This window comes from Streptomyces sp. NRRL S-87, assembly GCF_000719335.1.
Classification (GTDB): domain Bacteria; phylum Actinomycetota; class Actinomycetes; order Streptomycetales; family Streptomycetaceae; genus Streptomyces.
On sequence record NZ_JOGB01000073.1, the window covers coordinates 1 to 20,908 of the forward strand.

Below are 20,908 nucleotides of genomic sequence, written 5' to 3' on the forward strand. Positions count from 1 at the left end.
CTTCGACATCGACGCCAACGGCATCATGCACGTGACCGCGAAGGACCTGGGCACGGGCAAGGAGCAGAAGATGACCGTCACCGGCGGCTCCTCGCTGCCCCGGCAGGACATCGACCGGATGGTCCGCGAGGCCGAGCAGCACGCCGAGGAGGACCGCCGCCGCAAGGAGGCCGCCGAGACCCGCAACCACGCCGAGCAGCTCGCCTACTCGACGGAGAAGATCCTGGCCGACAACCAGGACAAGATCCCCGCCGACGTACGCAGCGACGTGCAGGGCGCGATCGCCGAAGTGCGCGAGAAGCTCGAGGGCGAGGACACGGCGGCGCTCCGCGCCAGCACCGACAACCTCGCCCGGCTCAGCCAGCGGGTCGGCGAGGCTCTGTACGCGCGGCAGCCCGATGACCAGGCAGCCTCCGGGCCTACCGACGCCGGGCGAGCACCACAGGACGACGAGGTGGTCGACGCCGAGATCGTCGACGACGACCACACCGGTCGAAGCGCCGCCTGAGCACCTGAGTCCGGCGGGCGGGGCGCATCCGCCCGCCGGGCCGCTCCCGAGGGGACGACGTCCGGCCCGTGCCGGTGCCCGGGCCGGCGACCGTGCGGGATGCGACACAGCGGGTACCCGCCTGCCGTGGCGTCGGAGGACTGGCGGGCGGCGCAGCCTTCCAGGCCGCCGGCAGTCAGGTGACGGAGGTGGTGGCCATGGCGCGTCGGCTGGGCCCGACGGATGCCGCGATGGCGGCGGGCGGGCTTCTGGACGTCCTCGGAGTGGCGGCCGTCGTGCTCGATGAGCGCGGCGACATCGCCTTGTGGAGCCCGCCCGCCGAGGCCCTGTTCGGCTACACCTGCGAGGAGGTTCTGGGCCACGAGGCCGCGAGCCTGCTGGTGGAGGACGGGCGCCGCGAACAGGTCGAGGAGGCCTTCAGCCGGGTGATGGCCGGCGAGGGCACGTGGGCCGGCGCGTTTCCCGTCCGGCACAAGGACGGCCATTCGATGCTGGTGGAGTTCCGCAACACCCGCCTCCAAGCCGCCTCCGGCAGTTGGTACGCCCTGGGCATCGCCTCGCCACGCGAGACCGTGCAGCGCCTGGAGCGCGATCTGGCCTTGGCGGCGCGGATGGTCGACCAGGCACCGATCGGCCTCGCGGTGCTGGACGCGGACCTGCGCTACGTGCTGGTCAACCCCGCACTGGAGAAGATCAACGGCGTGACGGCCGCCGGCCACCTCGGCCGCACCCCGCACGAGGTCCTGCCGCACCTGGACGTCGCGCCGATCGAGGACCGGATGCGGCAGGTGCTGACCACCGGCCGGCCGGTGCTCGAGGAGTCCACCGTCGGCCACATGCCGCACGACAACCGGGCCCACGCCTGGACCTCGTCGTTCTACCGCCTGGAGGACCAGGCGCACCGGGTGACGGGACTGGCGGTCTCCGTCATCGACGTCACCGAGTCCTACGAGCAGTCCCTCGCCGCCGCGCGGGCACGGCGGCGTCTGTCGCTGATCGCCGACGCCTCGATCCGGGTCGGCACCACCCTCGACCTGCCCACCACCGCCCGCGAGCTCGCCGAGGTGACCGTGCCCGAAGTCGCCGACATCGCCGCCGTCGACCTTCTGGACGCCGCCCTGCCCGGCGCGACGACCCGTGCGGACGAGGGGCCCGCACAGTTCCGGGCGATGGCGATCAAAGCCGCCCGCCCCACCGTGGCCACCGCCGCCGCCGACCCCATCGGCCAGGTCACCCGCTACCACCCCAACCGCCTGGTCACCCAGGCCGCCGTCGGCGGCCGTCCCGTCCTCCTCCCCCACGTCACCGCCGCCGACCTCGAACGGATCGCCCGCGACGAGGACGCCGCCCGCCTCCTCGCCGAAGCCGGCGTCCACTCCTACCTGGCCGTCCCCCTGATCGCCCGCGGCCGCGTCCTGGGCGCGCTCGACCTCAAACGCACCCACACCCCCGCCCCCTTCGACCAGGACGACGTGCTGCTCGCCACCGAACTCGCCGCGCGCGCCGCGGTGGCCATCGACAACGCCCGCTGGTACCAGCACCAGCGCCAGGCCACCCTCGCCCTGCAACGCCACCTCCTGCCGGCCCAGCACGCCCCCGACCCGCCAGGTCTGGCCATCGCCCACCGCTACCAGCCGGCCAGCGCGACCGACGAGACCGGCGGTGACTGGTTCGACACCATCCCCGTCGACGGCACAGGCACCCTGCTCGTCGTCGGCGACGTCATGGGCTCCGGCATCAACGCGGCCGCCACCATGGGCCAACTCCGCACCACCACACGGGCTCTCGCCCGCCTCACCGCCGACCCCGCCGAGCTCCTCACCCACCTCGACGCCACCATCCAGGACCTCGGCGACGCCATGGCCACCTGCCTCATCGCCCTCTACGACCCCGTCGGCCGCTGCTGCCACCTCGCCTCCGCAGGCCACCCCCCACCCGTCCTCGTCCGCCCCGGCCATACCCCTCGCCCTGTCGCTCTCGACCCGGGCCCGCCCCTGGGCGCAGGCCACCTACCCTTCCCCACCCACACCTTCCCCCTGCGCACCGGCGACGACCTCGTCCTCTACACCGACGGCCTCATCGAAGTCCGCGACCAGGACATCGACCAACGCCTCCAGACCCTCACCGACCTCCTCGCAGGCCCCCGCCGCCCCCTGGAAGACACCTGCGACCTCCTGCTCACCGCCCTGCTCCGCCCCGACCACCAGGACGACGTCGCCCTGCTCGTCGCCCGCGCCCTACCCTGACCACCCGCGTCGGCTGCGGTCAGCCGGTCGCCGAGGACGGCCGCGTGCCGAAGGGTGGGACGTGCTCGACGGTCTCGTCCAGGCGCAGGCGTTGGAAGCGGACCGGGTGCCGGAACACGCCCCCGTCCACCGCCCGGTCTGCGCTGACCTCCGCCACCACCTCCGGGCGCACCAGTGTGGTGTCCAGGACCTCGTGGCTGCCCCAGGCGGAGGCGAACCGCACTCCGGTCCAGGGGTGCCCGGGGTCGGCTGCCGTCAGGTGCTCGGCCACCTGCCGGGCCGCGTGCGGGCGCAGCGGGACCGTACGGCCGACGGCATGCAGCCGGCCGGCGTCGTCGTAGCGGCCCAGGACGAGGACCCCCGGGCGGGAGAGCGTGCCGGTGACGGCGCCGATGACCGCTTCCGTGGTGTCGCGGCGGCGGATCTTGGTCCAGCCGCGATGTCCGGGCAGGTACCGGGTGTCCAGGCCCTTGACCACGATGCCCTCGACACCGGACAGGTCGGTCCACAGCTCGAACCACTGCCGTGCCTTCGCCAGATCCGTCGTCATCGGACACAACGTCCACGGGGCGGTCAGGGCGTGGTCGGCGAAGAGGGCTTCGAGACGGGCGCGGCGGTCGGCGTACGGCAGGGCCAGCAGCTCCGCGCCGTCCTGCTGCAGCACGTCGAACGCGACGAAGTTCGCCGGCAGGGTCGCGCTGAGGGCGGCACCGCTGCGTGCGTCGCCGGCGGCCCGGCGCTGCAACCCCTCGAACGAGAGCTGGTGCCGAGCGGCGTCCCAGACGAGGAGCTCGCCATCGAGGACCAGGCCGGCGGGCAGCTGCCGCTCCGCGGCTGCGACCAGTTCCGGCCAGCGCTCCTGAACCAGCAGTCCGCGGCGCGTCTGCACCAGCACGCCGCCGCCCGACCCGGCCCCGGTGAACACGATCGCGCGGTGCCCGTCGAACTTCTGCTCGTACGCCACCCCCGACCGCACCAGGACCCCGGCAGGGACCGACTCGGCGGCCTGCGCCAGCATCGGCTCGACCGGCGGTTCGATGGCCATGACCACGCCTCCTCCCAGCGCCGCCGGCTCCCTCTGCCGGACGGCCTTCTCGGCCTCGTCCGCTCCACGGATCGGCCGCCGGGAGGGAGGGCCGAGCGACTGCGGTGCCGCGGAGCCGGATGGTTCGCAGAGCGGACACCCGCCCGAGCAGCGCCCGCACCGCGCCTGCCCCACCGCCCGGGACCGAACCCCCGGCGCCCCAAGCCTCTCCCGTGAAGGCAGGTGTGCCGGCCGGCCGGGGAAGGTGTCCTGGACACCCGGTCGAGGTCCTGGCCGGGAGTCCGCGGCAGTTCCTGCCGGTTGGCCCTTGCTCCGGTCCGCCGACCGGTTCAGGTGACCGGTAGCACGCTCGCCAGCCGCCCCAGTGCCGCCTTGATCCGGTCCGGCGTCACCCCCTGGGCCCGCTGCTGGAGGAAGACCTCAGGTGCCAGCGGCGCGAGCAAGCTGTCCACCAGGGCCTCCGGGTCCGCGGCGCGGGATTCGCGCAGCAGGACGAGGACATGGGCACGCCAAAAGCCGTACGCCCCGACAGTGAAGCGCTTCTGACCGGTCTCGGCGCCCAGCACCAGGTGGCCGTGGGCGTCCAGAAGGTCGACCAGCGCGGCGTAGAACGCGGTGAGCCGCTCGATCGGCGGCGCACCGGGGCCCAGTGGAGGAGCGCCGTGCAACAGCTCTTCCTGCAGGCGGCGTTCGTGCTCGTCAAGGAGGGCGGCCGCGACGGACGCGACGTCCGGATAGCGGCGGTAGAGCGTGCCGCGGCCGATGTCTGCCGCCCGGGCGATGTCCTCCATCGTGACCGACCGCGGATCGCCGGCGGCGAACAGCTCTGCGGCGGCGGAGAGCACCTTGGCCCGGTTGCGGGCCGCGTCCGCACGTTCCCTCGTCTCCATGGCACCGCAGCCTACCGGAATAACTGGACACCCTGTCCGGTTGCGGCTTCGTCGGATATAACTGGACACCGTGTCCGGTTACCTTGCCGGCCGTTACCGAGGGGGCTCCGCCATGACCACGCTGCTGCACCTCGACGCCAGCGCCCGCCGCCAGTCCTTCAGCCGAGAGGTGGGTGACGCCGTGGCCGCCGGCTGGCGCGCGTCCCACCCCGCCGGCACCTACGTCCACCGCGACCTCGGCAGGAACCCCGTCCCGCAGATCGGCGAGGCGTGGACCGAGCTGTGCGACCACGTCCTCGCGCACGGGATCACCGACCCCGCCCGCTACCGGACAGCGGTGCGTACGTCCGCACAGGAGGCCGCCTGGGCTGTCGTCGAGCCGCTGCTGTCCGAACTCATCGCCGCCGACGTGGTGTTGATCGCCACGCCGATGTACAACTACTCGGTCCCCGCGTCCCTGAAGGCCTGGATCGACCAGGTCACCTTCCCGCGCATGTCCCTGGCCGGACGGCGGTTCGTCGTGGCGTACGCCCGCGGCGGGGCGTACGGCCCGGGCACCCCGCGCCACCCGTACGACCACCAGGAGCGCTACCTGCGCGACTTCTTCGCCGGACACTTCGCCGTGCCGGAGGAGGCCATGACCTTCCTCGGCACCGAACTGGTCAACGCCCTCACCGATCCCGCCCTCGCCGCCCGGCGAGGGGAGCACGGCGCGTCCCGCGCGGCCGCGCTGGAGGCCGCCCGCACGACGGGAGGGTCCCTGTGAACTGGCTCCTCCTCGTCGCTGCCGGCGCGGTGGAGGTGGCCTGGTCGCAGAGCATCAAACCGACGGCCGGGTTCACCCGCCCGCTGCCCACGCTGCTCTGCTTCGCGCTCGCCGCCGTCGCCGTCTACCTGTTGTCCCTGGCGATGCAGGGCCTGCCGGTCGGCACGGCCTACACCGTCTTCACCGGGATCGGCGCGGCCGGCGCCGTCACCCTGGGCGTCGTGGTCCACAAGGACCCGGTGTCCCCGGGCCGCCTCCTCGCCCTCGCCCTGATCGTCGGCGGCGTGGCCCTGTCCCACGCGACCGCGCCGGCCGAGTGAGGAGCCCCGGCACCGGCCCGGCCGCCGCGGCCGAACCGCCCGGCGAGGACGGACCGGTACCGTTTCGTGGGCTCGGGCAGTTCTTCCCCCCGCGCACGCGCAGCGCGGCAGGCCCCGGCACGGCTCCCACGGCCTGGACCGGCATCGGCGCGGTCCTCCGTCCGAGGGACAGGGCGGGCCCGCTGGAACGCTCCGGGGCCGCGCCGCCCACGGGCCCGCCCGGCTCCTGCTCGTGCGTGCACGGGACGGCGCGCTCCGTCGGCTTCGGCCGGCCGTCAGCGCGGAGCATCATGGGGCCGCGGGGGTTTGTAGTCTCGCCGTCGGCGCGGCCGGTCCGACGGCCGCGGGTGAGCTGGAAGCGAAGGCAAGGATGAGCGTGACGGCAACGAACAGCGACATCGAGAGGGCAGCCGACGTGCTGCGGGCCGGGGGTCTGGTGGCCCTGCCGACCGAGACGGTCTACGGTCTGGGGGCCGACGCCGAGGACCCCACTGCCGTCGCGCGGATCTTCCAGGTCAAGGGCCGGCCCCCGTCGCACCCGCTGATCGTCCACATCGGTGCTGCGCACCAGCTGGACGACTGGGTCGAGGAGGTGCCCGCGACGGCGCGCCTGCTGGCCGAGCACTTCTGGCCGGGGCCGCTGACCCTGGTTCTGCGGCGGGGCCCCCGCGTGCCGCTGGAGGCGACGGGCGGGCTGGAGACGGTGGCCGTGCGCGTGCCCGACCATCCCGTGGCCCTCGCGCTGCTGTCGGCCTTCGGCGGCGGCGTCACGGCGCCGTCCGCCAACCGCTTCGGCTCGGTCAGCCCCACGACCGCCGGCCACGTCCGGGCCGAGCTGGGTGACGCGGTCGACTTCGTGCTGGACGGCGGCTCCTGCCAGGTCGGCGTCGAGTCGACCATCGTGGACGTCACGGGCGGGGCACCGGCCATCCTGCGGCCCGGGGGCGTGACCCGCGAAGACCTCGAGGCGGTGCTGGGGAGCCCGGTCGGGGTACCCGCCTCCAGCGGCGTCCGGGTGCCGGGCCAGCACCCTTCCCACTACGCGCCGCACGCGAGGGTGGTCCTCGTCGAGCCGGAGCGGGTCGTCGCCGAGGCCGAGCTCGCCCAGGAACAGGGGCACCGGGTGGGCGTCTTCCTGCCGGCGTCCTTCTCCGGCACCGAGGTGAAGGCGCACGCCGTGGTGCCCCTGCCGGGCGCGTTGGAGGCGTACGCGCAGGGGCTGTACGGGTACCTGCGTGAGCTCGACCAGCAGGGCTGCGACGTCATCGTCGCCTCCCTGCCCGCGGAGGAGGGGCTGGGGCTGGCGATCGCCAACCGGCTCCGCCGGGCTGCGGGGCCCCGCGGCGTCGCGTAGGGGCCCCGGCCGGGGTGGTCAGGAGGCGGTGGCCGCCGCTTCGAGACCACGGGTGGTCACGAGCTGGGCGCTGCCGTCGGCCAGGCGGTAGGACATCCCGACCACGCCGAGGCGGCCGGCGGCCACGGCATCGGCCAGGACTCGGGAGCGCTCCAGCAGCAGGTCCACGGTCTGCTCGATGTGCTCGGCCAGGATCTCCTCGGCGCTCTCGCGGCCGGCGGCGCGGGCGGCCAGCACGCTCGGGGTCACCCGTTCGACCACGTCCCGGACGAAGCCGCCCGGCGTCTGGCCGTCCGTGAGGGCGGAGCAGGCCGCGGCGACCGCGCCGCACGAGTCGTGGCCCAGGACGACGACCAGCGGCGCGTTCAGCACGCTCACGCCGAACTCGATGGAACCCAGGACCTCGGTACCGGCGACGTGCCCGGCGGTGCGGACCACGAACAGGTCGCCCAGACCGCGATCGAAAATGATCTCGGCGGCCAGACGGGAGTCGGAGCAGCCGAACAGTACGGCGAACGGCCGCTGGGACGGCGCGGTCTCGGTACGGCGGACGGCGTCCTGGTTCGGGTGCTCAGGACTGCCTGCGACGAATCGCCGGTTACCGGATATCAGCAGGTCGAAAGCGTCACGGGGCGTCGGAGTCTGGATCTCGCTCATGGCTGGCAGCCTACGAGGCGGCACCGTTCCCCGCACCGCCTGGTCCCGGTGCCACGTCGCCGGCGAGCACCGGCGCCGCCCGTTGCGCGTGCGACAGCAGGCCGCCCCGGCCGACGGCGGCAACGGGCCGGAGGGCGTCAGTTGCGGGCAGTGAGCGGGGGGTTGAGGCGGGCGAACCCCTCCTGCCGCTCGTACGGGAAGTACGGGTAGGGCGCCGGGCGGTGGCTGGCGGCGTCGAGGCGGGCCGTCTGCCCGGCGGTCAGCTCCCAGCCGACGGCACCCATGTTCTGCCGAAGCTGCTGCTCGTTGCGCGCGCCGACGAGGACGGTGGAGACGGTCGGGCGGCGCAGCAGCCAGTTGATGGCTACCTGGGGGATGGTGCGGCCCGTCTCCTGCGCGACCTCGTCGAGGGCGTCGACCACGTCGTACAGGTGGGCGTCCTCCACCGGCGGGGCGTAGTCGGCGGTCTCGTGCAGCCGGCTTCCGGCGGGCAGCGGGCGGCCGCGGCGCAGCTTGCCGGTGAGGCGGCCCCAGCCCAGCGGGCTCCACACGATCGCGCCGACGCCCTGGTCGTGGCCGAGGGGCATCAGCTCCCACTCGTAGTCGCGGCCGACGAGGGAGTAGTAGACCTGGTGGGCCGCGTAGCGGGGGAAGCCGTGTCGGTCGGCCGTGGCGAGGGACTTCATCAGTTGCCAGCCGGCGAAGTTGGAGACGCCGGTGTAGCGGACCTTGCCGGAGCGGACGAGCTGGTCGAGGGTGGACAGCACCTCCTCGACGGGGGTGGCGGCGTCGAAGCCGTGCAGCTGGAAGAGGTCGATGCGATCGGTGCCGAGCCGGCGCAGGGCGTCCTCGACCGCGCCGATCAGGCGGGACCGGGAGGTGCCGTACCCGCCGGGACCGTCGCCGGTGGGCAGCCCCGCCTTGGTCGAGATGAGCACCTGGTCGCGGCGGCCTCTGACGGCCTGGCCGAGGACCTCCTCGGACGCGCCGGCCGAGTAGACGTCGGCGGTGTCGAAGAGGGTGATGCCGGCGTCGAGGCAGATGTCGACGAGCCGGCGCGCCTCCTGGGCGTCCGTGCTGCCCCAGGCGCCGAAGACGGGGCCCCGGCCGCCGAAGGTGCCGGCACCGAAGCCGAGGGCAGGGACCTTCAGACCGGACGCGCCCAGTTGCCTGTATTCCACGACGGACTCCTCCCATGCGCGGTAATGGAACCGCAGACCCTTTAGAGTGACCCCCAACGTAGCAGTAGACCTCTACTAATGGAACCAGGGACCCGTTATGACGTTTTCGAGCGATGCCTCGGTGCCCGGGCGCGCCTCGGGGCCGCGAGAGCCGGGGAGCGTGCGGCCCGGGGGGCGTACGGCCCGGGTGCGGGCCGCTGTACTGGCGGCCGCCGGGGACATGCTCGCCGAGCAGGGTGTCCACGGGCTGGACCTCGCCGAGGTCGCCCGGCGGGCCGAGGTCGGCAAGACGACCGTGTACCGGCGGTGGGGCACCGTGGCCGGTCTGGTCGCCGACGTGCTGACGGACATGTCCGAGCAGTCACTCCCCCGCAGCGACACCGGCTCGGTCGAGGAGGACCTGCTGGCCAACGCCGAGCTCGTCCGGCGCACCCTGTCCGACCCGCGCCAGGGACCCCTGTTCAAGGCCGTCATCGCGGCCGCCACGGGCGACGCCCGGACGGCCGAGGCGCTGCACCGCTTCTACGAGGTCAGGGTCACGGAATGGGCACCCTGCGTCGAGGAGGCCGTCGAGCGGGGGGAACTGCCCCGGGGCACCGACGCCGCCGAGGTGGTGCGGGCCGTTTCCGCCCCGCTGTACTACCGGCTGCTGACCACGGACGCCCCGCTCGACGACACCGCGGTCCGGCGGGCGGTGGGGGCGGCGGTGGCGGCGGCCCGCGCCGGGGTCTTCGCACGAAACCCGTAGGCGGTGGCCGACAGCACCCTGGAGCACTGCATCCCTGCCTGCGGGACCACGACAAGGGTCCGGCCGAGGCGGGCCAAACCCTGTGGAGCCCGCCTACATGGTGTGAAAGGCTCTTGGGCGGCTGCTGAGAAGGAAGGGAAGGTCAAGAAGGTGTACGTCCCGTCATCTGCACGAGTTCTCGACGATGACGAGCGTGAGCTCGTGGAGCTGGCACGCCGCACCATAGACGCGCATACCGACGCCGGGCCCGAGGAGGACGGGATCCACACGGTGGGCGCTGCGGTCATGGCCGCCGACTACCGGATGTTCGCCGGCGTGAACCTCTACCACTTCACCGGCGGACCCTGCGCCGAACTCGTGGCTCTGGGAGCCGCGCGAGCCCAGGGCGCCCGCCAAATGCGCTGTATCGTCGCCGTGGGAAACCACGGGCGCGGGGTCATCGGCCCGTGCGGGCGCGATCGGCAGGTCTTCGTGGACTACTACCCCACCATGCGCGTCATCGTGCCCACGTCCGCGGGGCTCAGGTCCGTGCTCGCCGCCGACCTGATGCCGCTGGCTCAGCGATGGACCCCGGAGACGGGCATGAACGGTCTCGACCCGTCGCTCTACCAGGACCCCGAGACCGCCGGTCCCCCGATCATCCGGTTCAACCCCCGCTACCTGGAAGTCGTCCGCTCCGGCGCCAAGACCAAGACCACCCGCTTCCGGGACCCGGCCCGACTCGGCCCGGCACGGCTGGTGTTCGAGAGCGACCCCGAGGTCGTCCTGCCAGCGGAGGTGACCGGCATCAGGCGCTGCCTGGTCGGCGACCTCACCGACCAGGACGCCCGAGCCGAGGGGCTGACGACCGCAGCCGAGCTGCGGGAAGCCCTCAAGGGCCACTACCCGGATCTGACCGGAACCGACGAAGTCGACGTCATCACCTTCCAGATCAACGAGAGGACGGGCGCCGCTCGAACCGCGGATGCGACAACGACGGCTTCTACCAGGGCGTGAGGTGACCCTGCCCGGCGGGCTGCCCCTGCCTCTCGGGTGGGCAGGCCGTGGGCGGGCAGGGTGGTGGCGTGGCGGCCGTCGGGGTCGCGGGCGCCCGGCGTGCTACCAGGTCCGTCCCTCCGGGAGGTCTCCCAGGCCCGGGGCGGACAGGTGCAGCACTTCGTAGTGCTCGGTCGCGTCATGGTCCTGCGCGGACGCGTCCGCCCACAGCACGAACCGCAGCAGCTGCCAGTGGTGGGGGTCGACGGCCAAGGCGGCGGTGTGCACGCCCTCGCGGCGGGAGAGTCGGTGCAGTTGCTCGGTCTCCCGCTCGATCAGGACGGACAGGCCCAGGCCCGTTCCCTCCGGGTCCGCGTCGCAGGGCACAGCGGTGAGGCGGCGCGAGGCTGCTCTGGGAGGTGCCGTGCGGGCGGGGCCGGCGTGGCAGGCGATACCCGTCCAGTGGCGGGCGACGGGGCGGCCGAAGTCCCGGACGATGTTCTGGAACCCGCCGCGACCGACGAGGAACCGGGCCATGGCTCCTGTGTCGTTCCACAGGTAGAAGGGGGCGTACTGGTTGACCGGCGAGCCGTGGACGCCGCGTTCGCGGATGGCGTACGCCTTCATGCCCAGTCCGGGGCGGTCGTCGAGGACGTGGCCGCCCTCGGCCACCCGCTTCCGGATGGTCTTCATGTCGTAGTCGGCGGGCAGGGTGAGCTCGTACTGCTTGGCGTACACGACAAGCTGCCTTCCTGGTGATCGGTCCTGTGAGTGAGCGGGTCGTCGAGAGGGCCTTCGTGGCGGGGCACCGCGTCGCCTCGGTGGTACCGCAGCACGACGTGGGGGGGCGGGACGGCGGCCGGGCGCCGAGGGCGTGCGGGGTGTCAGAGGGTGAGTTCCTCGCCCAGGTCCGGGGTGAGGACTTCGTAGGGTTCGCCGGCGGTCGCTTCGAGGAAGTCGGCGAGCTCGTCGGGCTGCCGGGTGGTGTAGAAGCCCTGGGCGTGGAAGCCGTCGTAGTGGATCGGTATGGCGGTCCTCGCCCGGAGCAGGCGGGCGGCGACGGCGGCCTGTCGGGCGTCGAGCGCGGCCGGGTAGGGGCTGGGCGGCTGGCAGTGCGGGAAGCAGACGGTGGGGCCGTTGATGGGGGTGAGGACTGCGTCGAACGGGCCGTAGCGGTGGGCGGCGCGCCACCAGTAGCCGTGGTACATCGTGTCCCCCAGGTGGATCACCCGGGTGCCGCCGGCTTCGACGGCCCAGGAGACCTGGGGGTCGCCGAGGGTGTCGACGGCGGGGACCGCGGCGACGGTGAAGGGCCCGATGGTCGTGGTCTCCCACGGACGCACGGGCCGGCGGGGCAGGTCGTGGGCGGTCAGTTCGGACTCCGCCTGGAGCGTCCAGAGGTTCTCGTGGTCGTCGCCGCCGAAGGACTCGGGGTGCAGAACCGTTCCGCCGGACCGCAGGGCGCGGGCGAGGGCGCCGGCGTCCGTGTGGTCGCGGTGGAGGTGGGTGCACAGACCGGCCAGCACGTGGCCTTCCCCGCGGGGTGGCACGACCTTCGGCAGGGGCACTCCCGAGAGCGAGGTCCCTTCCAGAACGCCTTGGGGTCGTCCGAGCAGATCGATGACCAGGCTCTCGCCCTGTGCTTCGAGTTCCACTCCGGCCCACCCGAGCCAACGGACACGCATGTGAAGCCCTCCCCTTCAGGTATTTACCGTACGGTCGTTCGCTAAAATAGCAGACGGTCGATCGGTAAGATCGTGGGCATGAGGAAATCGGCCGAGGAGGCCCTGCGCACCCGGGAACGCATCGTCGAGGCCGCAGTGCACCAGGCGTCCGACCTGGGCCTGTCCGGCCTGACGATCGGCGCGCTCGCAGAGGCGCTCGAGATGAGCAAGGCCGGGATCGTCGGTCCCTTCGGCTCGCGCGCAGAGCTCCAGATGGCCGCCCTGGACCGGGCGGTGGAGATGTTCACGGCGGCGGTGGTGGCACCCGCCCGCGCCACCGGCGCGGGACTGCCCCGCCTGTACGCCGTGATCGACGCCTGGTGCGCCTACCTGGCCGACAGCCCCTTCCCCAACGGCTGCTTCGTCACCGCGGCGTCGTGCGAACTCGACGGCCGGCCGGGCGAGTTGCGCACCCGTCTGCACGACACGGTCTCCCGCTGGCGGAGCTTTCTGACCGAGCAGATCACCACGGCACAGGCCGTCGGCGACCTCGACCCGGACCTCGACCCCGAGGACCTCGTATCGCTCCTGACCGGCCTCGCGGCGGCCGCCAACCAGGAGATCCAGCTCCTCCACGACGAGCGCGCCGCCCCCCGCGCCCGCCGCGTCATGCGCGCCGCGCTCGCCCCTCACCGCCGGCCGGGGCGGGCCGCCGGCGATCCCGACCCCTCGGTCGGGCCCTCACCCGGGCGGGCGTGACCGCGACGGCCGGCCTCCGGCGACGAACCGGTCGGAACCCGGCCGCCTGAGCGAGGGCGACCTTCCCCCGCATGCGCACGGCCGGGGACGACGGCGCGAGGGCGACACGGCACCCCGTCGAACCCCGCAGGCTACGCGTCGGAGGTCGGGGGCGGCGGCCATCAGGGTCTGCCACGGGGCGGAGTCGAAGATGAGCGTGATCGCCACGATCCGGCCGTCGCGGAGCCGGAAGTGCTCGGCGGTGCGCTGGGTGATGCCGACGGCCGAGACGGTGTGGAGGTCGTAGACCAACGTGGCCTCGTCCTCACCGTACAGCTCGCTGATCGGCTCCACACCGCTGACGACGCCCAGGAGCCCTTCGATGCCGTCGAGGTGGCCGGTCGGGCTGTGGGACGTGACGAAGGGGCTGCGGAAGGCGAAGCCGTCGCCGGTCAGTGCGGCGGCAGCGGCGACGTCCCCACGGAACCTCGCCTCGGAGTAGGCCTTGACGGTCTCGCTGACGGATGGGGTGGTGGTCATGCGGTGCTCCAGGGGTGGGTTCAGGAAGCCGGCGCGTCCGGCCGGACATCGTTCGGGACTGCTCGATCTGGTGCCGGTCATCCACCAGGCGCAGGCACAGGTGCAGGTGCAGGTGCAGGTGCCCGGAAGTAGGCCCTCAGAGATTTATGTACGTGCTTCATAATGAAGCAACACTCTATAGTGGTCGGGGTCGCTGGGCGCAATGGTTCACCTCCGGCGCCAGACCGATCCGGCACGGCCCGGGGCAAGTTGAGGGAAGGTCAGACGGAGGGGTGTCTGCTGTGGCCGTCGTGGGAGGGGCCGAGCTGGTGCTGGGCGGCGTGGTCGTCCTGGCTGCTTCGGTGCAGTGGCTCACGGGGATGGGGTTCGCGCTCATCGCCGTCCCCGTGCTCGTTCTGGTACTCGGGCCGGTTCAGGGGGTAGTCCTCGCCAACTGCGCAGCCGGAGTCATCAGCATCGTCGGACTCGCCGCGTCGTGGCGACGCGTACGGATCGGCGCCATGGTGCCCCTGGTCATCGCTGCCGCATGCACAGTCCCCGCAGGCTCATGGGCGGCCACTCGCCTTTCGGAGCCGGTGCTGCTGGCCGGGATCGGGAGTCTCGTCACGCTCGCGGTGGCCCTCATCCTGGGAGGCGCGCGCGCACCGGCTCTGACCGGCACGGGCGGCGCCGTCACCGCGGGTGCCGTGGGTGGGTTCATGAACGCCGCCGCAGGGGTCGGCGGGCCGCCGTACTCGCTGTACGCCCTCAACGCGGGATGGCCGATCCACGCATTCGTGCCGAACGCCCAGTTCTACGGCATCGCGGTGAACGCCTTCTCCGTGGCCGCCAACGGGGTACCCCGCCTGAGTGGCCCCGCATGGGCGGTGACCCTGGCCGCCCTGGCGACGGGCGCTCTCACCGGCAGGGCGCTTGCTCCCAGAGTGCGCGAGCGCGACGCACGTCGGCTCATCACCGCCCTGGCCCTGGTCGGCGGCATCTCGGTGCTCGCCAAGGGCCTGTCGGACATGGCATGACCACCACCCGCCGGGCCGCGGTCCCACCCCCTGTTTCGGGACGCCAGGACTCCGACTTGGCGGAGGGCGCGGTACCGGCGGCGCCGGCCGCGCCCTGGTCCGTACGGCCCGGCCTGCTGGTTCGCGCCCGGCAATGCCCCTGCCTCCCTCGAGGGGTGATCGGCGGGATGCCGGGTATGCGCGCCCGGAAAGCCCCTGGCAGGCGGAGGAAGGTGAGGATCCATGAGTGTGGTGGGAAGCCGCCCGGGCCACGGCGGTGGCGAGTCGGTGGGCGAGCTCGTGACGCAGGCGTCGCAGCAGCTCTCGGAACTGGTCCGCACGGAGATGCAGCTGGCCCGCGTGGAGATGACGCAGAAGGGCAAGCGCTACGGGGTCGGTGGCGGCCTGTTCGGCGGAGCCGGCCTCATCGGCGTCCTGGCCGCCCAAGCCCTCGTCGCCGCCGCGATCGCCGCGCTCTCCCTCGTCCTGCCGGTATGGGCGGCGGCCCTGATCAGCACGGTCGTGCTGGCGGGCGTAGCAGCGGTCCTGGCCGTGGCCGGCAAGAAGCAGGTCGCCCGGGCCGGCAGTCCCACACCGGAGAAGACCATCGACAACGTCAAGGCCGACGTGGCCGAGATCAAGGAGAAGGCACACCGATGAGCCAGCAGCCCCGAGGCGAGGAATCCGCATCCGCACCGAATCCGGACCAGCTGCGCCAGCAGGTCGAGCACACCCGGGAGGAGCTCGGCCAGACCGTGGAGGCGCTGGCGGCCAAGGCGGACGTCAAGGAACAGGGCAGGAGGAAGGCGGCCGAAATCAAGGAACAGGCCGCAGAGAAGGCCGGCCTGGCCGCCGAGCAGCTCCGGGACACGGCGGCGCAGGTAGCCGCTGCGGTCAGGGACAAAACCCCGGACCCGGTGCGGGACAAGGCGGCCCACGCCGCCGCGCAGGTCCGCGACGGCATGACCCACGCCGGGCACCTGGCGGCCGCCAGGGCACCGGAACCGGTACGCGAGAAGGCCGGGGCGGCCGCGACCATGGCGCGGGCCAACCGCACCCCGCTGCTCGTCGGCGCCGCGGCACTGGGGGTGTTCCTGCTCGTACGTCGCGCCCGGAGGTGCACGTGAAGGCCTCCAAGATCGCCTACAGGCCCGTCGGGTTGGCGCTCGGCGCGATCAGCGGCCTCGTCGCGGGAGCGGCCTTCAAGCAGGCGTGGAAGGTGATGGGGCACGACGACGACGCTCCCGACGCCACCGACGAGGACCGCAGCTTGCAGGAGGTCCTGCTCGCCGCCGCCCTGCAGGGCGCGATCTTCGCCGCCGTCAAAGCGGCCGTCGACAGGGCAGGGGCAGCGGCCTACCGGCGCCTGACCGGCACCTGGCCCGGCTGACCGTCTTGTCCCCGGCGGTGTTGACCGCCTCGTCGCCCGTTCACCGCCTCGTCCCCCCGCGGCGCCGGACCCCTCGTTCGGGACCGGCCCGCGGGGCCGGCCTCGGGTACTGATGTCCTCCGGGGTGTCCGTCACTGCCCGGTCCGCCGGGTGAGGGGGTTTTGCGACGGGATCGGTGGCGCGAACAGCGCCTGGACGGTTTCGGTGGCCAGGTCTCGCAGCCAGGTGTGGGCGCGGTCGTCGTCGTAGCGCCGGTGCCACAGCAGGTACAGGGGGACGTCGGGCAGCGGGAGCGGCGGCGGCAGCGTGGCCAGGCCGAGTTGTTCCCGGGCCGTGCGGGTGACCGCGTCGGGGAGGGTGACGACCAGGTCGGTGTCGAGGGCGAGTTGCAGGGCGAAGGCGGCGGTGGGCCCGGCGGCGACGACGCGTCGATCGAGGCCGCGTGCGGCCAGGGCGTCGTCGATCGGGTCCCGCAGGCTTCCGCGCCGCGAGACGGTGAGGTGTTCGGCGGCCGCGTAGTCCTCGAGGCTCAGCGGGCCTTCGGCGAGCGGGTGGCCGGGCCGGACGGCGACGACCAGCCGGTCGCTGCCGACGAGGCGGTGGCGGATGTCGGGGAGCGTCGGAGCGCCGGAGCTCGATTCGAGGTCGACCTCACCCCGACGCAGCTCGGCGTCGTCCGTCCCGGGTTCGGCGGACAGGCGCAGCCGGACGCCGGGGGCCTGGTGGTGGACGGCCGTGGTCAAGGCGGTGCCGCAGGCTGCGGTCAGGGCGTCGTGCCAGCGCACGGTGAACACCCGGTCCAGAGTTGCCAGGTCGAGTTCCTGCTGCGCGGAGAGGAGCTCGTGGGCCTGCTGCACGAGGGCGTGGACCTGGGCGCGCATGGCCAGCGCGCGCGTGGTGGGGACCATGCTGCGGCCGGTGCGGACCAGGATCTGGTCCCCGGTGGCCTTGCGGATGCGGCCCAGGGAACGGCTCATCGCCGGAGCGGTGACGTGGAGGCGTGCTGCCGCGCCGGTGACACTGCCCTCTTCCAGCAGGGCGTCCAGGGCGGTGAGCAGGTTCAGATCCAGTTGCATGCGAGTAACTCTACAAGTGACGAGCATGCACTTGCTGTTAATGGTCAGGCTGCCTACCTTCGAAGAGCGGGGGCGAGGTACCGCCCCGCTTCTGATCGATCCCGAGGAGCCCACCATGAGCACAGCCATGCCTTTCGACGCCGGTACGACGCTCCTGTCCGACGTGACCGCTGCGGTGAAGGCCGCCGGCGCCACGCTGCGCGACCGCTACACCCCGCACGCCCGGGGCGTGAGTCTGGACGAGGTCGTCGGCGAGATCCACGCCAACGACGACGCGGTGCTGGACGTACTGCGGGAACCGCTGCTGCGGGCCCGACCGGGGGCGCAGTGGGCCGAGGACGAGCTGGCCGGCGGCGCGCTGCCGGCCGGGGAGTGGTGGGTCGTCGACCCGGCCGAGGGCAACATCAACCACGTCCACGGCATGGAGGACTGGGCCGTCACCGCCACCCTGGTCCGCGACAACCAGCCGGTACTCACCGTCGTGCACCTGCCGCTGACCGGCGACACCTACACCGCCGTCGCCAGCGGCGGTGCCCGTCTCAACGACCGGCCCCTGACGGTGTCCGCCAAGAACGACCTGGGCGCCGCGCTCACCGGCACCGGCCAGGCCAGGCCCGGCGAGGACGAGCGCACCTTCCGGCGGATCGGTGACTCCGTCACCGCCATGCTCGTCAACGGCCTCGTCGTGCGCGTGTCCGTGCCCGCCACGATGCAACTGATCCACGTCGCCGCCGGACGCATGGACGCCTTCTGGCAGTTCTCCGACGTCCGCTCCGGCCTGGTCGCCGGCGCCCTGCTGGTCTCCGAGGCCGGAGGCGCCGTCACCGACCTGACGGGCCGACCCTGGAGCACCGCCAGCCGCGACTTCCTGGCCGCGGCCCCCGGCGTCCACGGCGCCGCCCTCGAGGTCCTCTCGCCGATCGCCTGACCGCGAGTCTCCGCCCCTCCCGACCCCCTACCGCAAGGAGCACCACCCCATGACGAGCATCGGCATCCTGGGCGCCGGCCGTGTCGGCACCAACCTCGCCCGCAAGCTCTCCGAGGCCGGACACCACGTCGTCCTCGGCCGCCGGAGGCCGCCGGAAGGCACCGCGGCGGCCACCGAAGGCACAGGCCCCCGCGTCGCCTTCGCCGACCAGCGCACCACCGCCCGCACCGCCGAGATCGTGATCAACGCGACCCCCGGCGACAGCGCCCTGGACCGCCTGGCCAGCCTGCGGAACGAACTCGCCGGCAAGATCCTCGTCGACGTCTCCAACGCCACCCGCACCGCCGCTGACGGCCTGCCCGGCGACCTGTGCTACCCCGGCAGCAGCCTCGCCGAGAAGCTCCAGACCGCCCTCCCCGACACCCGTGTGGTCAAGACCCTCAACACCATGCTGTTCACGGTCATGACCGCTCCCCAGGCGCTGGCCACCCCACCGACCGCCTACCTCTCGGGCAACGACGAACACGCGAAGGAGACCGTCACCGGCCTGCTCCGCGACCTGGGCTGGCAGCCCGCATGGATCGAGAACCTGGGCGACATCACCACGGCCCGCGCCACCGAGGCCATGATCCTTCTCGTGCCCCACATCCTGCGCCGGGACGGCTTCGAGCCCTTCGCCGTCACCGTCGCCCGCTGACCCCGGCGAGACCCGGAGGACTTCGAGCCCCACCTGCGCGAGCGAGGGGTCCCGGGCGCCGTTGCGTCGCGGGAGGCGCGGTTCGGGCCGGCGGCCGCACGGTCGGCGTAGGGTCCGGATCGGCGGCCGCCCGGGGTCAGCGGCGGGGACGCAGCGCGACGAGCACGTTCTCGTTCCCGTCACGGGTGACGAAGAGGCCCGAACCGGCCACGGAGGTGTGCTGCGGGATCTCGACCCCCGCGCCGAGCACCTCGGCGTCGCCCGTCGCCGTCCTCAGGTCGAGCCGGGCGACCACCGGGTCGGACGCGTCGCCGTCGACCGCGCCGTAGGCGACGCCGTCGTCGGCGATGGCACCCACCGCGATCGTCTTGCGGTTGCCGTCGCCCTGCAGACAGACGCCCTGCTTGCGCTCCAGGTCGAAGGCGACGGGGCCGGCGGCGAGGAAGCGGCCCGAGGGCGAGGTGACGACCGGGTAGTCACGGGAGTTGCCCTGGGAGGTCACGGTGGGGAAGTCGTCGTAGGCGCACTCCATCCGGGCGAGCAGGGCGCCCGAGCCGACCTCGTGCACGGACCACACGGTCGGCCCGTCCGAACCGTTCTTCTCGGCGCCGTGCCACTGGGCGAGGAAGCGACCGCCGGCCACGCCGTAGACGTCGCCGTTCCAGGAGGGGGCGAAGCCGAAGGAGTACGTTGGCGCGGCGCCCTCGGGCAGGACGGAGTCGCTGAACCAGGCGCCCGGCACGCCGAAGCCATGACCGAGGCCGACCAGCGGGCCCTTCGGGCCGACCGCGACCACCCGGCTCCAGCCGCACTCCAGGTCCTTCCCCTCGCACTGCTTCAGCAGCCAGGAGGCGGGTCCGTACGACGTCACCCTGCCGCTCACCAGGTCAACGGTGCTCCCCTGCCCCGGGTACTGGCCGTGATCGCCGTAGGCGACCAGGACCCGGCCACCGTCGGCACTCACCCGCCAACCGTCGTTGTCCGCCTTCACCGACACCGGCACGTCGATCTCCCGCAGGGGCTTGCGGCCGGTGGCCGGGCCGTCGGCGGCGTCGAACACGGCGAGGCGGACCACCTCGGTGCCCTCGTGCAGGTCGTCCTTGCCGACCGTCCCGTGCGCGGACACGACCACGAACTTCCGGCCGTCCTGCTCGACGCCGAGAACGGTGGGGACGTCCTTCTTGTCCGCGTACTCCAGCGGCAGCGGCGGCTTCCACGCCGCCGAGGTCCACAGCACCTTCCCCGTGTCGGCCGCCCTGGTCCGCACGGCGAAGCCGCCGGAGTCGCCCACCGTCAGCACGGCCACGGCCGCGGCACCGGGCAGGACCGCCACGGGCGGCTCCGCGTCCTCCGGGACCCAGGGCAGGGACTCGTCCCAGCCCTGGGCACCGTCGTAGGCCGACGGTACGGCCAGCTTGGCCGGCGCCTTCGCGTCCCCGCTCGCCGTGCCGCCAGGACGGGCCGTGCCGTCCGGGCTCGGCGCGTTGCTGCAGCCGGCCAGCAATGCGGCCGTCAGCACGGCGGCCAGGGCGGCCGTCGCCTTCGTCGCGCGCATGGGTGCTCCCCCTCACAAGAATGATCAAAGACCGCCGAGCCTAACAAAGTGACGCGCAGTCAAAGTCACACGGCAGCCGGCCTTCCAGAGCCAGCCGCTGATCGTTGACGGTCTCGCGGTGTGCGCCCGGACGGCGATCAGCCGGCTGTTGCGGCAGGCCCCGCGCCGTGGAGCGGGACGTCGCCGCCCGTACGGCACGCGACGACCACCTCCCCGCTCTCGACGGCCGGCCATCCGTCCGGCGCGCCGGGACGTATCTCTCATGTACAGGACCCATGGGTACGGAAGGCATGGGTCCCGGGAAGGAGCGTGAACGATGAGGTTCGTTTTCCGAAACGCCGGAGTCGTGGTCGGTGGGGCGCTGCTCGTCCTGGGAGGTGTGGCCGCGCCCGCCATGGCTGTGGCCAATCCCGGTGGGACCGGGCAGCCCGGCCAGGAGTGTGAGGACACTCGACCCGGACACGCTGCCGACGCCCCTGGGTCCGCCTTCAACGAAGACGGAGTCGCCGGCGAGCACTACGCCGGCGAGCAGCCGCAGAACTCCCGGAACACCCACTCGGTCTCCCAGTACGACGTGGCCTGCTTCCAGGTATCCCGGCACTGAGTGGTGATGGAGGAGGGTCATCGAACAAGCG

Annotated in this window: 24 protein-coding genes; 15 read left to right on the forward strand and 9 right to left on the reverse strand. The window is 73.0% G+C overall.

The genetic code is table 11. From position 1 onward, the window contains the following. On the forward strand, positions 1 to 508 hold a 508-nt coding region (locus IF43_RS0131515; RefSeq protein WP_030208715.1), incomplete at its 5' end, for an Hsp70 family protein. A gap of 197 nt (positions 509 to 705) precedes the next feature. Next, a complete protein-coding gene (locus tag IF43_RS0131520) occupies positions 706 to 2,754 on the forward strand; it encodes a SpoIIE family protein phosphatase (protein WP_234332603.1) in 2,049 nt (682 codons plus the stop codon). Between the two features lie 19 nt (positions 2,755 to 2,773). Here IF43_RS0131520 and IF43_RS0131525 read toward each other — a convergent pair whose 3' ends face one another. Both IF43_RS0131525 and IF43_RS0131530 read right to left on the reverse strand, forming a co-directional pair. After that, positions 2,774 to 3,799, reverse strand: coding sequence for an ATP-dependent DNA ligase (locus IF43_RS0131525; RefSeq protein WP_037890881.1), 1,026 nt, complete (start codon positions 3,797 to 3,799; stop codon positions 2,774 to 2,776). Positions 3,800 to 4,128: 329 nt separating this feature from the next. Beyond that, a complete protein-coding gene (locus IF43_RS0131530) occupies positions 4,129 to 4,689 on the reverse strand; it encodes a TetR/AcrR family transcriptional regulator (protein ID WP_030208727.1) in 561 nt (186 codons plus the stop codon). Positions 4,690 to 4,801: 112 nt separating this feature from the next. On the opposite strand from IF43_RS0131530, the gene IF43_RS0131535 reads away from it, so the two are divergent. From IF43_RS0131535 to IF43_RS0131545, 3 genes are all read left to right on the forward strand, one after another. Beyond that, on the forward strand, positions 4,802 to 5,455 hold the full coding sequence (locus tag IF43_RS0131535; RefSeq protein ID WP_030208730.1) for an FMN-dependent NADH-azoreductase: 654 nt from the start codon (positions 4,802 to 4,804) through the stop codon (positions 5,453 to 5,455). Beyond that, positions 5,452 to 5,775, forward strand: coding sequence for a multidrug efflux SMR transporter (locus IF43_RS0131540; RefSeq protein ID WP_030208733.1), 324 nt, complete (start codon positions 5,452 to 5,454; stop codon positions 5,773 to 5,775). Before IF43_RS0131535 ends, IF43_RS0131540 begins: the two co-directional genes overlap by 4 nt. A 370-nt stretch (positions 5,776 to 6,145) precedes the next feature. After that, entirely contained in the window at positions 6,146 to 7,129 is a 984-nt protein-coding gene (locus IF43_RS0131545) for an L-threonylcarbamoyladenylate synthase (RefSeq protein WP_030208736.1), read from the forward strand. 18 nt (positions 7,130 to 7,147) lie between these two features. Here the strand turns inward: IF43_RS0131545 and IF43_RS0131550 are convergent, their stop codons facing one another. Together IF43_RS0131550 and IF43_RS0131555 are read right to left on the reverse strand one after the other, a co-directional pair. Continuing rightward, positions 7,148 to 7,786 carry a carbonic anhydrase gene (locus IF43_RS0131550; protein ID WP_030208739.1) on the reverse strand — a complete coding sequence of 213 codons (639 nt, stop codon included), beginning with the start codon at positions 7,784 to 7,786 and terminating at the stop codon, positions 7,148 to 7,150. A gap of 137 nt (positions 7,787 to 7,923) precedes the next feature. Then, on the reverse strand, positions 7,924 to 8,967 hold the full coding sequence (locus IF43_RS0131555; RefSeq protein WP_030208741.1) for an aldo/keto reductase: 1,044 nt from the start codon (positions 8,965 to 8,967) through the stop codon (positions 7,924 to 7,926). Positions 8,968 to 9,064: 97 nt separating this feature from the next. Between IF43_RS0131555 and IF43_RS0131560 the strand changes: the two genes are divergently transcribed. Together IF43_RS0131560 and IF43_RS38795 are read left to right on the forward strand one after the other, a co-directional pair. Continuing rightward, positions 9,065 to 9,715, forward strand: coding sequence for a TetR/AcrR family transcriptional regulator (locus IF43_RS0131560; RefSeq protein WP_051796549.1), 651 nt, complete (start codon positions 9,065 to 9,067; stop codon positions 9,713 to 9,715). 201 nt (positions 9,716 to 9,916) lie between these two features. Next, a complete protein-coding gene (locus IF43_RS38795) occupies positions 9,917 to 10,711 on the forward strand; it encodes an ASCH domain-containing protein (RefSeq protein ID WP_063753428.1) in 795 nt (264 codons plus the stop codon). A 102-nt stretch (positions 10,712 to 10,813) separates the two neighbouring features. On the opposite strand, the gene IF43_RS0131570 is transcribed toward IF43_RS38795, so the two are convergent. Together IF43_RS0131570 and IF43_RS0131575 are read right to left on the reverse strand one after the other, a co-directional pair. Then, positions 10,814 to 11,428 carry a DUF4865 family protein gene (locus IF43_RS0131570; protein ID WP_030208748.1) on the reverse strand — a complete coding sequence of 205 codons (615 nt, stop codon included), beginning with the start codon at positions 11,426 to 11,428 and terminating at the stop codon, positions 10,814 to 10,816. A gap of 146 nt (positions 11,429 to 11,574) precedes the next feature. Further along, positions 11,575 to 12,375: an MBL fold metallo-hydrolase gene (locus IF43_RS0131575; protein ID WP_030208749.1), complete on the reverse strand. Its 801-nt coding sequence runs from the start codon at positions 12,373 to 12,375 to the stop codon at positions 11,575 to 11,577. A gap of 78 nt (positions 12,376 to 12,453) precedes the next feature. Here IF43_RS0131575 and IF43_RS0131580 point away from each other — a divergent pair, with 78 nt between their 5' ends. Then, positions 12,454 to 13,113, forward strand: a complete 660-nt coding sequence (locus IF43_RS0131580) for a TetR/AcrR family transcriptional regulator (protein WP_037890885.1) — start codon at positions 12,454 to 12,456, stop codon at positions 13,111 to 13,113. Here IF43_RS0131580 and IF43_RS0131585 read toward each other — a convergent pair. Next, positions 13,096 to 13,632, reverse strand: coding sequence for a nuclear transport factor 2 family protein (locus IF43_RS0131585; RefSeq protein WP_063753427.1), 537 nt, complete (start codon positions 13,630 to 13,632; stop codon positions 13,096 to 13,098). The two genes, IF43_RS0131580 and IF43_RS0131585, sit on opposite strands and share 18 nt — an antisense overlap. A 281-nt stretch (positions 13,633 to 13,913) precedes the next feature. Here IF43_RS0131585 and IF43_RS0131590 point away from each other — a divergent pair, with 281 nt between their 5' ends. From IF43_RS0131590 to IF43_RS0131605, 4 genes are all read left to right on the forward strand, one after another. Continuing rightward, on the forward strand, positions 13,914 to 14,648 hold the full coding sequence (locus IF43_RS0131590; protein WP_030208752.1) for a sulfite exporter TauE/SafE family protein: 735 nt from the start codon (positions 13,914 to 13,916) through the stop codon (positions 14,646 to 14,648). Positions 14,649 to 14,870: 222 nt separating this feature from the next. Further along, on the forward strand, positions 14,871 to 15,287 hold the full coding sequence (locus IF43_RS0131595) for a phage holin family protein (protein WP_030208753.1): 417 nt from the start codon (positions 14,871 to 14,873) through the stop codon (positions 15,285 to 15,287). Further along, on the forward strand, positions 15,284 to 15,754 hold the full coding sequence (locus tag IF43_RS0131600) for a DUF3618 domain-containing protein (RefSeq protein WP_030208754.1): 471 nt from the start codon (positions 15,284 to 15,286) through the stop codon (positions 15,752 to 15,754). Before IF43_RS0131595 ends, IF43_RS0131600 begins: the two co-directional genes overlap by 4 nt. Continuing rightward, on the forward strand, positions 15,751 to 16,017 hold the full coding sequence (locus IF43_RS0131605) for a DUF4235 domain-containing protein (RefSeq protein WP_030208755.1): 267 nt from the start codon (positions 15,751 to 15,753) through the stop codon (positions 16,015 to 16,017). The genes IF43_RS0131600 and IF43_RS0131605 overlap by 4 nt, the downstream gene beginning before the upstream one ends. A 131-nt stretch (positions 16,018 to 16,148) precedes the next feature. Here IF43_RS0131605 and IF43_RS0131610 read toward each other — a convergent pair whose 3' ends face one another. Further along, complete coding sequence (locus IF43_RS0131610) at positions 16,149 to 17,093, reverse strand: LysR family transcriptional regulator (protein ID WP_030208756.1); 945 nt, start codon at positions 17,091 to 17,093, stop codon at positions 16,149 to 16,151. A gap of 115 nt (positions 17,094 to 17,208) precedes the next feature. Here IF43_RS0131610 and IF43_RS0131615 point away from each other — a divergent pair, with 115 nt between their 5' ends. Both IF43_RS0131615 and IF43_RS0131620 read left to right on the forward strand, forming a co-directional pair. Then, a complete protein-coding gene (locus IF43_RS0131615) occupies positions 17,209 to 18,021 on the forward strand; it encodes an inositol monophosphatase (RefSeq protein WP_030208757.1) in 813 nt (270 codons plus the stop codon). A 49-nt stretch (positions 18,022 to 18,070) separates the two neighbouring features. Beyond that, positions 18,071 to 18,718: an NADPH-dependent F420 reductase gene (locus tag IF43_RS0131620; RefSeq protein WP_030208758.1), complete on the forward strand. Its 648-nt coding sequence runs from the start codon at positions 18,071 to 18,073 to the stop codon at positions 18,716 to 18,718. A gap of 136 nt (positions 18,719 to 18,854) precedes the next feature. Here the strand turns inward: IF43_RS0131620 and IF43_RS0131625 are convergent, their stop codons facing one another. After that, positions 18,855 to 20,273 carry a hypothetical protein gene (locus tag IF43_RS0131625; RefSeq protein WP_030208767.1) on the reverse strand — a complete coding sequence of 473 codons (1,419 nt, stop codon included), beginning with the start codon at positions 20,271 to 20,273 and terminating at the stop codon, positions 18,855 to 18,857. Positions 20,274 to 20,589: 316 nt separating this feature from the next. Between IF43_RS0131625 and IF43_RS0131630 the strand changes: the two genes are divergently transcribed. Continuing rightward, positions 20,590 to 20,877, forward strand: a complete 288-nt coding sequence (locus IF43_RS0131630; RefSeq protein ID WP_030208769.1) for a hypothetical protein — start codon at positions 20,590 to 20,592, stop codon at positions 20,875 to 20,877. The last annotated feature ends 31 nt before the right edge of the window (positions 20,878 to 20,908 follow it).